This window comes from Bacillus sp. FSL W7-1085, from assembly GCF_038595035.1.
Classification (GTDB): domain Bacteria; phylum Bacillota; class Bacilli; order Bacillales; family Bacillaceae; genus Bacillus; species Bacillus altitudinis.
This window is the reverse complement of sequence record NZ_CP152000.1, coordinates 1,387,494-1,400,722: the sequence shown is the minus strand read 5'-3', so window position 1 is coordinate 1,400,722 and position 13,229 is coordinate 1,387,494. Positions and strand designations below refer to the sequence as shown.

Below are 13,229 nucleotides of genomic sequence, written 5' to 3'. Positions count from 1 at the left end.
TAATGCGCTCAAAAAAAGACACATCGCAGTGGATGTGTCTTGGATTGTTGACAAAGGGCTAAAATGCTCTTTATTTTAGCCCTTTGTCTTCTTTTCAGCGTGATAGAAAGCCCTTGAAGTCTAGGAAGAACGAGTACTGGAGCGGAGCGAATGTGACATTCGTGAGCACCAGCACGCAGGACTGACAAAGAATGCAAGGGTTTGTCTATACGCTGAGACACATCGCAGTGGATGTGTCTCACTCATTATTCAGGCTTTAAGACAATCAACAGATCTCCAGTTTGAATCCCTTCTCCATTCGTGACATGAATTTCATCCACGACTGCTGAGAACGGTGCTTGTACCGTCGTTTCCATTTTCATCGCTTCATTGATCATCAAATGCTCACCTTGTGAAATTTTCTGTCCTTTTTCAACAAGTACTTTGATGACAGTGCCTGGCATTGATGCCGCAATGTGATTTGGATTTGAGCGATCTGCCTTCATTTTTTCTTGAACGGAGGATTTGATGCTTTCATCCTTAATGACCACTTCACGCGGCTGTCCATTCAGTTCAAAGTAAAGCACTCTTGTAGCGTCCGGATTCGGTTCTCCAATGGACACGAGTTTGACAATGAGGGTTTTCCCTTTTTCAATTTCCACCTCAATTTCTTCACCAAGTCTCATGCCGTAGAAGAAGGTAGGTGTGTCAAGAACAGAGATATCTCCATAGCTTTCTGCTGTTTGAACAAATTCAGAAAAGACTTTCGGGTATAAAGCATATGCAATGGCATCTTGTTCTGTCAACGTCAGATCATGTGATTCTTTGAACTGCTTTTTGATCTCTTCAAAGTCCACAGGCTTCAGTTTCTCACCCGGTCTGACAGTAAGCGGCTCCTCCCCTTTTAAAATCAGCTTTTGCAGCTTTTCTGGGAATCCGCCATGAGGCTGCCCTAAATAACCTTTAAACAATTCAACAACCGAATCTGGGAAATCCAGTGTTGCTCCTTTTTCATAAACATCCTCTTCTGTCAGATCGTTTTGCACCATATAAAGTGCCATATCTCCGACCACTTTAGAAGACGGTGTCACTTTCACAATGTCACCAAACATGTCATTTACACGTCTGTACATTTCTTTTACTTCATTCCAGCGTTCGCCAAGGCCGACCCCTTTCGCCTGCTGTTGCAGGTTACTATACTGGCCACCAGGCATTTCATGCTCATAAATTTCTGTATGCGGTGAATTCATTCCGCTTTCAAACTCATGGTAATATTTTCTGACGGAATCCCAATATTGAGAAAGACGTTCAACCGCTTGAACATTCATTTCTGGCTTTCTTTCATGTCCGTCTAGAGCATAATATAATGAGCTCGCACTTGGTTGTGATGTGAGCCCCGCCATAGAGCTGACTGCAACATCAACAATATCAACACCTGCATCAATCGCTCTTGCATAGGTGAAGAGTCCATTTCCACTCGTATCGTGTGTATGAAGATGGATTGGAATCGTGAGCTCGTCTTTTAGAGCAGATACAAGTTCATAAGCCGCCTGCGGTTTTAATAATCCCGCCATATCTTTAATACCTAAAATATGAGCGCCTGCGGATTCAAGCTCCTTCGCAAGAGAGACATAATATTTCAAATCATATTTCGGACGTGATGGATCAAGAATATCACCTGTATAACAAATCGCTGCCTCTGCCACTTTGCCTGATTCACGAACAGAATCAATAGCAAGCGTCATGCCTTTGACCCAGTTTAGGCTGTCAAAAATACGGAAGACGTCAATGCCTGCCTCTGCCGATTCCTTTACAAATGCTTTAATCACATTATCCGCATAGTTTGTATATCCAACAGCGTTTGATGATCTTAATAACATTTGGAACAAGGTGTTTGGCACTTCTTGACGAAGCTCTTTCAATCTTTCCCAAGGATCTTCTTTCAAGAAACGATATGCCACATCAAATGTAGCGCCGCCCCACATTTCCATACTGAATAACTCTGGCCATAAACCTGCTGTTGGCTGCGCAACTTTCTTTAAGTCGTGTGTTCTAAAGCGTGTTGCAAGCAGGGATTGATGTGCGTCTCTAAAGGTTGTATCCGTTAAGAGTACACCGCTTTGCTCTTTCACCCAATTGGCGAGCCCCTCAGGTCCATGCTTGTCTAACAATTGTTTTGTTCCAGAAGGAATCGTTTCATGGACAGCAAGTTTCGGCACATTTGGTTGATCAAAATGAGGCTTCTTATTTTCCGAAATACCAGGGAACCCATTAATGGTAACGTTACCAATATAAGTAAGCATTTTCGTTCCGCGGTCTTTTTGCTTAGGGAAGTTAAATAGCTCAGGTGTTGAATCAATAAACGATGTATCATATTCCCCTCTTAGAAACTTCTCGTGCTTTGCAACGTTTTCAAGAAACGGAATATTTGTTTTAATACCGCGAATCCTGAATTCTTGTAAATTTCGGACCATTTTAGCCGCAGCTTGATCAAATGTAAGTGCCCAAGTAGACAGCTTCACCAACAGTGAATCGTAATAAGGTGTAATCACCGCACCTTGGAAACTGTTCCCTGTATCAAGACGTACACCAAAACCACCGCCTGAACGGTAAGCCATGATTTTTCCTGTATCTGGCATAAAATCATTCAAAGGATCTTCTGTTGTGACCCTTGATTGAATGGCAAATCCATGTGTAAAGATATCTTCTTGTTTTGGTATCCCGACTTCTTTGCTGTGGAGGTCATGTCCTTTTGCGACAAGAATTTGGGTTTGGACGATATCGACACCTGTGATCATTTCTGTGATCGTGTGTTCCACCTGGACCCTAGGATTGACTTCAATAAAATAAAACTCGCCATTTGCCACTAGGAATTCTACAGTCCCTGCATTGATATACGATACATTCTGGGCCAGCTGAACAGCCGCTTCACAGATGTCTTCACGCAATTGATCTGAAAGGGACACACTTGGTGCAACCTCAATGACTTTTTGATGACGCCTTTGAACAGAGCAGTCACGCTCGTATAAATGAATGATATTGCCGTGATTGTCTCCAATCACCTGCACTTCAATATGTTTCGGATTTTCAATCAACTTTTCAACATATACTTCGTCATTTCCAAAAGCCGCTTTCGCCTCTGACTTTGCACGGTCATAGGCTTCGCTCAGCTCCTCTTTTGATCTGACAATCCGCATACCTCGGCCGCCGCCTCCAAGTGAAGCTTTAATAATAAACGGGTAACCGTATTCTTCACCGAATTTTTCGACTTCTTTGACCGAATCAACTGGCCCGTCACTTCCTGGAATGACTGGAATCCCAGCTTTTTTCGCTTCATCTCTCGCTTTTACTTTATCTCCAAACATATCTAAATGTTGAGAAGTTGGGCCGATGAATTGGATGCCTTCCTCTTCGCATCGTCTTGCAAAATGAATGTTTTCAGATAAAAATCCGTATCCTGGATGAATCGCATCCACGTCATTTCGTTTTGCAATTTCGATGATCCCCTCGATATCAAGGTAGGCATCAATCGGCTTTTTCCCTTCTCCAACTAGATATGCTTCATCGGCTTTATAGCGATGATAAGAGCCCGAGTCTTCTTTGGAGTAAATGGCCACTGTACGTAAGTTGAGCTCCGTACAGGCCCTAAAGACTCTGATAGCGATTTCCCCTCTGTTTGCAACTAGAACCTTTTGAATTGTTCTCTGTGACATTCTCACTCCTCCATATCCCTTAAAATTTTATATGTACTCTATAATAAAGGAAGAAATGAAAACTGTACACTTTTGTTTTCTAAAGATTCAAAGTTTTCTGCAATCCATTTTTTTGAATCGATGGTTTGCTGATTGATTTTTTCTTTTTATAACGCTCTTTATATTCAGTAAACATGCTGATATTCAGCAATATTCCCATACATCCACTCAGTAAAATGATAGAGGATCCCCCGTAGCTGATAAACGGAAGTGTGACCCCAGTGATCGGAATGAGACCTGAAACACCGCCCAAATTAATACACGTTTGGATGGCAATCATTGAAGAAATTCCTATTGCAAGCAAACTTCCAAACGGATCTTCACACTTTCTCGCAATGTAAAAACCTTTCACGACAATAAAGCCAAGGAGAGCAAGGACAAAAAATACACCGAAAAAACCAAGCTCTTCCGAGATAATTGCCATGATAAAATCTGTATGAGGTTCTGGAAGGTATCCATACTTTTGTACACTCTCTCCGAGACCAAGCCCAAAAAAGCCGCCTGATCCAATCGCATAATATGAATTAATCAATTGATGCCCAGAAGCGCCTGCGTCTTTAAATGGATCTTGGAAACTCTCAAAACGTCCAAGACGATTCTGCGTGAAAATTTTATCCCAAAAAAGAATAATAAACGGTGTCACAACAACCATCACCGCACTAAATAATGCGAGCAGCTTGGCCAGCGTTTTACCGCTAAACCCTGAGCATAAAATCATCGCAAGGGCAATCATACCAATGATAAAAGCTGTCCCATAGTCTGGCTGCAAAATAATAAATCCGCATAGGATGGAGACAACCACAATTGGAGGTGTAACCCCTCTTAAAATATGGTCAATATAATGCTGCTTCTTTGCATAGACAGCAGCAAGATAAATGATGACAACGATCTTCACGAATTCCGCTGGCTGAAGACTAAAGGGCCCAAATTTGATCCAGCTTCTGGCATTCCCTGCAATGTGACCGCCAAAGTACACATAAATGAGAGAAAACACAGATAGCAAAAGCATCACAATTTGGAATCTTTTATTTAAGAGCAGCTGATACGGAATGAGGGCTGTAAAAATCAAGATGACCGCCCCAACAATCATAAATAAAAGCTGTTTCTTGAAAAAATTATCTGGCGCAGCATCATATCTGATCACAGATGTAATCATACTTGAGCTATACACCATCACCAAGCCAAATGCGCTAATTAATATAATGGCGAACAATAATGAGTAGTCATACGATTTTAGCATTCTCTTTAACATATAATCCTCTTCCTAACGTCTATTTCTACTGCTTGATATTCTCTTCTCTTAGCTGTTCTTATTCTACTACATTTTCTCCGTTTGATCCCGTTTTACCTCTTTATATTGTTCGTCTTTCATGAGACAATCAAGTCCGTTTGGCATCAATCAAAATAAAAAGGCGGACAAAAAAACTCAAACTTATGTTGTGGAAGTTTGAGTTTTCAATCATTATTTTTTTGTGAACGCATCATGAAGTGCGGATAGTTCTCTCTCAAGTTTATCGAGTAGTTTTTTGCCTTCATGTTGATCAACTAATCCAAGCCGGACAGCGAAATCAATTTCTCTCGATAATCCGAACATTTGAGTATCTAAAACCTCTTCATAAAGAGGACATTGCGGCATCGTTAAGTTGTCCATTTGCACTTGGATCAATTTTAAAATTTTATCTGCATCCAATTTTAATAAAGCCAGTGCTTTTTGCCGATGATCGACTAAAATTTCTGACGCCAAAAGTATCCCTCCGTTCCCCAGGCGAGTACCTAATTCTTCTATTTATCATAAAGCGAAACGCCCAAAATTGCAAGCAGATTTGTACAGTTCGCTCTGTAAAAATAAAAAGAAGCCATTCGTCATTAAAAGATACTCATCTCATATTTTTCACTCATGAGCTCAAGCAGCTTAATACCCGCAATACTATTCCCTTTTTCATCCAAAGCAGGCCCGAATATACCTATCCCAAAGTCGTATGGCGCCGCCCCCATAATTCCGCCTGAAACACCACTTTTAGCAGGGATTCCGATATTGATCGCAAATTCCCCGCTCGCATTGTACATACCGCATGTGACCATAAACGTTTTACAAATTCTAGCAACATCTTTCGAAAGGATTTGCTTTCCTGTCTCTGGATGCCTGCCATCTAATGAAAAAACACACGCGATCTTCGCCAAATCCAGGCTATTCATCATGACGGCGCACTGCTTCGTATAGACATCCATCACCTCTTCTACATTCCCTTTAATGATATGATATTGCTTCATATAATAGCACATTGCGCGGTTAATCATTGATGTTTCAAATTCGGATGCAGCGGTTTCTTTGCAATATGTAATGGTGGTGTCATTGGCAAGCTCTCTAATAAAACCAAGCAGCCGGTTCAGCTGATCTTGCGGCGTTGCCCCTCTTATTAAACTTGTAACGGCAAGCGCTCCTGCATTAATCATTGGGTTAAGCGGCTTATTGGGGCTTGCTGTCTCTAGTTTAATCATCGAATTAAACGGGTCGCCAGTCGGTTCTTGTCCAACATATTGAAACACTTTTTTCGGTCCTTCTTCTGAGAGCACGAGCGCCAGTGCTAATACTTTTGAAATACTTTGCAGGGTGAATCGTTTATCAACATCTCCCGCTGAGTGGCACGTATTACTCACATGATAAACAGCGACAGATAAATCCGATTGATCCGCTTTACCGAGTGCCGGAATATAGGATGCTACCTTTCCATTTTTGGCCACCTTTTTTGCCTCTTCTACAAATCGCTGAAGCTCTTCATTGTCACGACATGCCATGCCCAAAACCCTCCCTATTTTTCGTCTAATCGTAGTGTGTACAAGGAAGTGCATGTTTATGAAAGTGACAAAGCGGGCGAAAACTTCTATAATTTATGTTGGAAAGGGGTTGTCTTGAACATGAGCATTATTCAAATCAAGGGGAACGTACAATACAAGATCACCATTGATCCGAGTGTATGGATTTTCGATGACCGTAAATTTTTAATGGATTCATTTTTTGAGAAAAGTGCAGCAAACGAAGAGCAGCAGCTAGATCAGGAACTCGATCAAGAGCGGGTCATAAGAGAAGGTCAAACACTTCCACCCACATTAAAAACAGAGAAAAAGTACGAAAAAGAAAGGCTTGTCACAGGCAGCTTCGGGATGAAACTTGGCGACATGATAAAAAATGCAGAACCGCTCGAACAAGCGGAGACGTGTGAATTTGTCACAGAAACAGAAACAATTGCTGTTCCGCTCTCTAAGGCGATGGATAGCATTGCCCATTTCAGCCAAAATGGAAAGCCTATAACAGAAGAAGGACCAATCCACGTTTATTTCGAGGATCAGTCCAACATCACTCAGCCGATTAAAGGCGTCAAAGAGTTAATCATTACATAAGATGACGGGTCTGGACTATAATAAATCAGCTGCAAGCTGTGCAAGTCCAGACCTTTCTCCTTTGACAAGCTTGACATGTCCAGATATTTGCTGCCCTTTGAAACGCTCAATGACATATGTGAGCCCATTATTTAAGCTGTCTAAATAAGGGTGATCAATCTGCTCTGGGTCTCCCATGAGCACAATTTTACTTCCCTCACCAACCCGCGTTAATAATGTTTTTACTTCGTGTTTTGTTAAATTTTGCGCCTCATCGATAATGATAAATTGATCAGGGATACTTCTCCCGCGAATATACGTTAAAGCTTCCACTTGAATTGAACCGATGCCCGCTAGTATCGCATCGAGTTCACCAGGTTTTTTTGTGTTAAATAAAAATTCTAGGTTGTCATAGATCGGCTGCATCCACGGTCTGAGCTTCTCTTCTTTTTCGCCTGGCAAATACCCTAAATCCTTACCGACAGGAACAATAGAGCGGGCCACGATGAGCTTTTTAAACATGCCGAGGTCCTCTGTCTGCATTAATCCAGCAGCAAGTGCAAGCAGTGTCTTTCCTGTTCCCGCTTTTCCGATAAGTGTCACAAGCGGAATATCGCGGCGTAAAAGTAACTCAAGCGCCATCGTTTGCTGGACATTTTTTGGGCGAATTCCCCAAATATGTTCTTGGTCATAAATAAGCCGTTTCACATGCTCTGCTTTTTGATCAAGCATCCCCAAAGCAGAACCACCCTCATTTCCCTTCATAATAACAAATTGATGAGGGTTTAATGGCGTTTGGGTGACGTCTTTTATCGGTAACTGATTTTGCTTATAAAATGTATTCAGCTGCTCAGTCGGAATATAGAGCTCGTGATAGCCGTTATCAATGTCTTCATTTTGTAGCACTCGATCGCTTAAGAAATCCTCTGCTTGCAGACCAATGGCATCCGCCTTTACTCGCACTAGGACATCTTTGCTGACCAAAATAACAGGCCGGCCATCCGGTTTTGTTTCTTCCTCTAAGCTCAAATTCTTCGCAACAGCCAAAATCCGGTTATCGTTTGTTTTTTCGATGAAAATTTCTTGAAGTTCATGGAAAGAGCGATGATTCAGCTCAATACGCAGCGTTCCTTTTGACTCCAACGTAATTTTTTCATGCAGTTTCCCTTTCGATCTCAACCCGTCGATTAAACGTGAGACACGTCGTGCATTTTGCCCAACCTCGTCCATATATCTTTTTTTCGAGTCTACTTCTTCTAACACTACGGCCGGAATCACGACCTCGTTGTCTTCAAATGAAAAGATTGAATTCGGATCCTGTAATAACACATTTGTGTCTAATACATAAATTTTACTCAGGTCCTTCGCCTCCTGATCGGGGTTTCATTCATCCTTGTCTTTCCAAAAACGATTGTTAAAATATATGTTTTCATGAATAAAGTTAGAAGGTTAATTCAACAATAAAATAAATCATGCAGTTTGTGAAGGAGGGAATACACATGCGACTATTTTTGACGTTATTCATGGTTCAAACCATTCTTTTATTAGGCGCTTGCCAGCATCAAGAGAAGCCTTTGGCACAAGAACATCAAGACGGAAACAAGCATTTAGTAAGAGTATCAGACTCATCCAAGAAAAACACTGACAAAGCCCGCCCATCAACAGATGTGGCAAAGCACCTAGTGAATGTGACTGAGCATGTAGCAGATGTAAATGACGCAACAGCGATCGTCATCGGCAAGTATGCTGTCGTCGGCATTGATGTAAAAGATGATTTAGATAGAAGCAAAGTTGAAACCATTAAATATTCAGTCGCCAAAGCTCTGAAAAATGACCCAGAAGGTGCGAATGCTGTTGTCGTCGCTGATCCAGATACAGTGAGCCGTTTAAAGGAAATGGGCAAAGAAATACAAGCTGGCAGGCCAGTAAGCGGAATTATGGACGAACTAGCAGCTATTGTGGGCCGTGTTATGCCAGAAATGCCTCGAAATGAAATCGACCGTAACGAAATAGATCCGACAAATGATCCGAACCATCAGCTCAAACAACAAGATCAAAAGCAATTAGAAAAAAACCAAAACGATCAATCAAACCATCATATGAATCAGAAGAAATAATGAGAACGGCTTATATCTCTTGTGATATAAGCATCAGATTGTTGACAAAGGGCTAAAATGAACTTTATTTTGGCTCTTTGTCTTCTTTTCAGCGTGATAGAAAACCTTTGCAGTCTAGGAAGGACGAGCATCGGCGCGGAGCGAATTTGACATTCGTGAGCACCGAAGCGCAGGACTGACACCGAATGCGAGGGTTTGTCTACACGCTGCGGCTTATATCTCTTGTGATATAAGCCTTTTTATACTGATTTTAAGTGGTTCAAAAACATGCTATAATGAAGGCATGACCAAAGTGAGGTGAAAATGATGAGAGTGAAGTGCTCATTATGTGAAAAGCTTGAAACCATTAATGATGATACACTTGTTGCTAAGCGGTTAAGAAATCGACCGATTCATACATATATGTGCGATGACTGCCAGGAAAGAATTAAAGTAAAGACAGAGGCACGCATCAAAACTGGCAGATTCTCTCTTTATCAAGATCCTGCGACGAAAGAGAAAAAGAAGAAAAAAGGAAAAAAAGAACAGAAGACATAAAAAAGACCTGACACAAGTTCAGGTCTTTTTTACGTACTTACTGTTCCTTCTTTTTTCGCACGATGCAGCCGTATTTTATAAATAATCAAAATGACAGCTGCCACAACCAGGCCTTCTGCGACTGGCAAGAAGATACCTAGAAATGTGAGAAACGTGCAGCCAAAAATCAAAAACAAATAAATGACAAGTGCTTTTAAAATCGGTAAACGTCTAGCAAATCCGAGTTTAAAAACAATAATCGCTAAAACAAGGATGGTGCCATATAAGAGCCACATCCCTGTTTGCGGATTTTCATCGACACGAAACAGCATCGCGAAAAAGGATAGATTCTCACTTACTTCCTGATCATTCAAAAAGATTCCCTCCCCTTATCTTTCAGGGTTCTATCTTTTTAATTCTTCATGGAATTAAGATAATCCTGCTAGCTTTTTCTTCTTCGCTGCTTTCTCACGTTCGTTTTTATCTAAAATTTTCTTTCTTAAACGGATAGATTCCGGTGTAACCTCACAGTATTCGTCTTCATTTAAGTACTCAAGAGATTCCTCAAGTGACATAATACGTGGTTTTTTCATGCTCACCGTTTGATCTTTCGTCGCTGAACGTACGTTTGTTTGTTGTTTCATACGGCTCACGTTGACAACAAGATCGTTTTCACGGTTATGCTCACCAACAATCATTCCTTGGTATACTTCAACACCCGGCTCAACGAAAATCACACCGCGCTCTTCAACGCCTTGGATTCCGTAAGCAGTTGCTTTACCTGTTTCCATTGAAACAAGTACACCTTGACGGCGTCCGCCAACTTGACCAGACTGCATCGGCTGGTAGCTGTCAAACGTATGGTTCAAAATACCAAAACCACGAGTTAATGAAAGAAATTCAGTTGTATATCCGATTAAACCACGTGATGGCACTGTAAAGATCAGGCGAACTTGACCGTTACCATTATTGATCATGTCAATCATTTCACCTTTTCTTGCGCCCATTGATTCCATGATAGAGCCAGTGTGCTCTTCAGGTACATCAATTTGAACGCGCTCAACAGGCTCACATCGAACACCGTCAACTTCTTTTACAATAACTTCTGGCTTCGATACTTGTAATTCAAATCCTTCACGTCTCATATTCTCAATCAGAATGGATAAGTGAAGCTCACCGCGTCCTGATACGACCCAAGCATCAGGTGAATCCGTTGGATCTACACGAAGACTTACGTCTGTTTGAAGCTGCTGTTCTAAACGCTCTTCAATTTTACGTGATGTCACGTACTTTCCTTCACGTCCTGCAAATGGGCTGTTATTCACAACAAATGTCATTTGAAGTGTCGGCTCATCGATACGAAGGATCGGCAATGCCTCTTGGTGTTCTACCGGGCAGACTGTTTCTCCTACGTTGATGTCTTCCATACCAGATACTGCAACAAGATCTCCAGCTTTCGCTTCATTGATTTCCACTCGTTTTAACCCTTGGAAACCAAAAATCTTTGTCACGCGGAATTGTTTTACACTGCCATCCACTTTCATTAGAGCAACTTGCTGTCCTACTTGCATCGTTCCTCTAAATACACGGCCAATTCCAATTCTTCCAACATAATCATTGTAATCAAGTAGCGCCACTTGGAATTGAAGCGGCTCTTCATGGTTGTCGACTGGGCATGGGATATGGTTGACAATCGCTTCAAACAACGATTCCATGTTTTCATCTTGCTTACTAGCATCGTTACTTGCTGTACCATTGATTGCTGATGCATATACAACTGGGAATTCAAGCTGTTCTTCTGTTGCATCCAATTCAATGAACAAGTCAATGACTTCATCGACTACTTCAGCTGGACGAGCAAAGTCACGGTCAATTTTATTGACAACAACAATTGGTGTTAAGTTTTGCTCAAGTGCTTTTTTTAGCACGAATCGTGTTTGAGGCATACAACCTTCATATGCATCCACAACGAGAAGTACACCATCTACCATTTTCATGATACGCTCAACTTCACCACCGAAATCGGCGTGTCCTGGTGTATCTAAAATATTAATGCGTGTATCTTTATAATGGATCGCAGTATTTTTAGCTAAGATCGTAATACCGCGCTCTCGCTCTAAATCATTTGAATCCATGGCTCTCTCAGCGATATTTTCATTCGCACGGAAAGTACCAGCTTGATGGAGCAATTGGTCAACAAGCGTCGTTTTACCATGGTCAACGTGGGCAATAATTGCGATGTTGCGAAGGTCTTTTCGAAGTTTCACATTTTCATCTCCTAAAATAATTAGATAACTTTCATATTATATCACAATCCCCTTTAAATGCCGATCGTTTTTCTGTAAACTTATATTAACTCTAAAAAAAGGGATGGAGACAAATGAAACAAATCAAATGGCTTCTATTATTATGTGCATTACTTGCGGTTGTCAGTATGGCGTTTATTGGGGTAACTCTTGCAGAAAAAAACGTGCTGGGTATTTGTCTAAGTATTGTGTTCGCCATGATTTTCATGGGTACAGGATTTACATTAAAACGAAAATTAAACGTACAATCATAAAATTTATGAAAAGCCTTTTACATTTTACATGTAGAAGGCTTTTATTTTGGGTAAAAACAAGACCAACCACCTATGTAACACTAATGATTCAACTAAAAATTTCATATAGTGTTGGCAAATCTAAGCAATCTGAACTCCTCCATTTTTCGACAAGAACTTTTATAGTTCTCCAAAATCAAACACAAAGTTACATTTTTCCTATTCTTCCACAAAGTTTCTCATGGTATGCTGTTCTTGCAACAAAATTTAACAGAAAAGGGAGAGAAAAGAAGCATGAAGAAGTTTTTGAGCAAATCGCTCAGCTCTGTTGTATTTTTCGCTTTAGCTATCATTTTTACTTTCACAACAGTAGCTCCTGGGCAAGCAAGCGCTGCAACTTTCAAAGGGATTCCTTTTGAGCAGCAACAAATTATTAAAGATTTATTGGAGAAAAACGAGCGTGTTATCAGCATTCTCATCAATTCATTTGTTGAGGAAGACAACAGCTACACATTTGATGTGAAAAAAGCTGTTGAGCTCGGTCTTACTGAAGAAGAAGCGGCGACTGCTGAGAAATTCTTAGATCGCGCAGCTGTTCTTACAATCGTTTTCAGTGAAAGCATCACTAAAAACGAAAAAGGAAAATTAGTTTTTGATGCAGAAAAAGCTGTTGAACTTGGTCTTACTAAAGAAGAAGCAACTAAATTCGAAAAGCTTTTCAAATCAGTGATCAAAATTGCTGATCTTGCTGGTGATGCACTTGTTCTAGACAAAAAAGGAAACGTTGTAATTGATTCTAAAATCGCTAAAGGTCTTGGATTCAGCTCTACTGAATTACTTGTTGTCAACCAATTGCTTAAGAAAATTCCTCAAGAGCAATTAAAAACATTCTATGATGCAGTTCAAATTGCAAAAGAAAAATTGAACTAAGCTCAAAAAACCCCCATC

The 13,229-nt window shown here is 40.8% G+C and carries 12 protein-coding genes; 5 read left to right on the top strand and 7 right to left on the bottom strand.

All coding sequences use genetic code 11. The annotated features are described in order from the left end of the window. Nucleotides 1-245: 245 nt before the first annotated feature. The 4 genes from pyc to glsA form a co-directional block, all read right to left on the bottom strand. Nucleotides 246-3,692: a pyruvate carboxylase gene (gene pyc, locus MKY11_RS07100; protein ID WP_282833594.1), complete on the bottom strand. Its 3,447-nt coding sequence runs from the start codon at nucleotides 3,690-3,692 to the stop codon at nucleotides 246-248. Between the two features lie 79 nt (nucleotides 3,693-3,771). Beyond that, nucleotides 3,772-4,983: a putative lipid II flippase FtsW gene (ftsW, locus tag MKY11_RS07095; RefSeq protein ID WP_008345051.1), complete on the bottom strand. Its 1,212-nt coding sequence runs from the start codon at nucleotides 4,981-4,983 to the stop codon at nucleotides 3,772-3,774. 210 nt (nucleotides 4,984-5,193) lie between these two features. Further along, nucleotides 5,194-5,475: a YlaN family protein gene (locus tag MKY11_RS07090; protein WP_003212509.1), complete on the bottom strand. Its 282-nt coding sequence runs from the start codon at nucleotides 5,473-5,475 to the stop codon at nucleotides 5,194-5,196. A 122-nt stretch (nucleotides 5,476-5,597) separates the two neighbouring features. Continuing rightward, on the bottom strand, nucleotides 5,598-6,527 hold the full coding sequence (gene glsA, locus MKY11_RS07085) for a glutaminase A (protein WP_019743436.1): 930 nt from the start codon (nucleotides 6,525-6,527) through the stop codon (nucleotides 5,598-5,600). A gap of 120 nt (nucleotides 6,528-6,647) precedes the next feature. Between glsA and MKY11_RS07080 the strand changes: the two genes are divergently transcribed. Next, a complete protein-coding gene (locus MKY11_RS07080) occupies nucleotides 6,648-7,130 on the top strand; it encodes a hypothetical protein (RefSeq protein ID WP_008345056.1) in 483 nt (160 codons plus the stop codon). 15 nt (nucleotides 7,131-7,145) lie between these two features. On the opposite strand, the gene MKY11_RS07075 is transcribed toward MKY11_RS07080, so the two are convergent. Further along, nucleotides 7,146-8,468: a PhoH family protein gene (locus tag MKY11_RS07075; protein ID WP_025207279.1), complete on the bottom strand. Its 1,323-nt coding sequence runs from the start codon at nucleotides 8,466-8,468 to the stop codon at nucleotides 7,146-7,148. Nucleotides 8,469-8,608: 140 nt separating this feature from the next. On the opposite strand from MKY11_RS07075, the gene MKY11_RS07070 reads away from it, so the two are divergent. Together MKY11_RS07070 and MKY11_RS07065 are read left to right on the top strand one after the other, a co-directional pair. Beyond that, nucleotides 8,609-9,226 carry a YhcN/YlaJ family sporulation lipoprotein gene (locus MKY11_RS07070; protein ID WP_039168625.1) on the top strand — a complete coding sequence of 206 codons (618 nt, stop codon included), beginning with the start codon at nucleotides 8,609-8,611 and terminating at the stop codon, nucleotides 9,224-9,226. 306 nt (nucleotides 9,227-9,532) lie between these two features. Then, nucleotides 9,533-9,763 (top strand): YlaI family protein, encoded by a 231-nt coding sequence (locus tag MKY11_RS07065; RefSeq protein ID WP_008345063.1) that lies wholly within the window; start codon nucleotides 9,533-9,535, stop codon nucleotides 9,761-9,763. A 29-nt stretch (nucleotides 9,764-9,792) separates the two neighbouring features. On the opposite strand, the gene MKY11_RS07060 is transcribed toward MKY11_RS07065, so the two are convergent. Together MKY11_RS07060 and typA are read right to left on the bottom strand one after the other, a co-directional pair. Further along, complete coding sequence (locus tag MKY11_RS07060; protein ID WP_007499841.1) at nucleotides 9,793-10,116, bottom strand: YlaH-like family protein; 324 nt, start codon at nucleotides 10,114-10,116, stop codon at nucleotides 9,793-9,795. A 54-nt stretch (nucleotides 10,117-10,170) separates the two neighbouring features. Continuing rightward, nucleotides 10,171-12,009, bottom strand: coding sequence for a translational GTPase TypA (gene typA, locus MKY11_RS07055; protein ID WP_012009833.1), 1,839 nt, complete (start codon nucleotides 12,007-12,009; stop codon nucleotides 10,171-10,173). Between the two features lie 113 nt (nucleotides 12,010-12,122). Between typA and MKY11_RS07050 the strand changes: the two genes are divergently transcribed. Next, entirely contained in the window at nucleotides 12,123-12,302 is a 180-nt protein-coding gene (locus MKY11_RS07050; RefSeq protein WP_003211596.1) for a DUF5325 family protein, read from the top strand. A gap of 273 nt (nucleotides 12,303-12,575) precedes the next feature. Next, nucleotides 12,576-13,211: a hypothetical protein gene (locus tag MKY11_RS07045; protein ID WP_047946848.1), complete on the top strand. Its 636-nt coding sequence runs from the start codon at nucleotides 12,576-12,578 to the stop codon at nucleotides 13,209-13,211. The last annotated feature ends 18 nt before the right edge of the window (nucleotides 13,212-13,229 follow it).

What these genes read in the sequence shown, in the direction of transcription:
- MKY11_RS07045 (WP_047946848.1), top strand. Translation starts at nt 12,576, where the DNA reads ATGAAGAAGTTTTTGAGCAAATCGCTCAGCTCTGTTGTATTTTTCGCT.
- MKY11_RS07065 (WP_008345063.1), top strand. Translation starts at nt 9,533, where the DNA reads ATGAGAGTGAAGTGCTCATTATGTGAAAAGCTTGAAACCATTAATGAT.
- MKY11_RS07050 (WP_003211596.1), top strand. Translation starts at nt 12,123, where the DNA reads ATGAAACAAATCAAATGGCTTCTATTATTATGTGCATTACTTGCGGTT.
- MKY11_RS07080 (WP_008345056.1), top strand. Translation starts at nt 6,648, where the DNA reads ATGAGCATTATTCAAATCAAGGGGAACGTACAATACAAGATCACCATT.
- ftsW (WP_008345051.1), bottom strand. Translation starts at nt 4,983, where the DNA reads ATGTTAAAGAGAATGCTAAAATCGTATGACTACTCATTATTGTTCGCC.
- pyc (WP_282833594.1), bottom strand. Translation starts at nt 3,692, where the DNA reads ATGTCACAGAGAACAATTCAAAAGGTTCTAGTTGCAAACAGAGGGGAA.
- MKY11_RS07070 (WP_039168625.1), top strand. Translation starts at nt 8,609, where the DNA reads ATGCGACTATTTTTGACGTTATTCATGGTTCAAACCATTCTTTTATTA.
- glsA (WP_019743436.1), bottom strand. Translation starts at nt 6,527, where the DNA reads ATGGCATGTCGTGACAATGAAGAGCTTCAGCGATTTGTAGAAGAGGCA.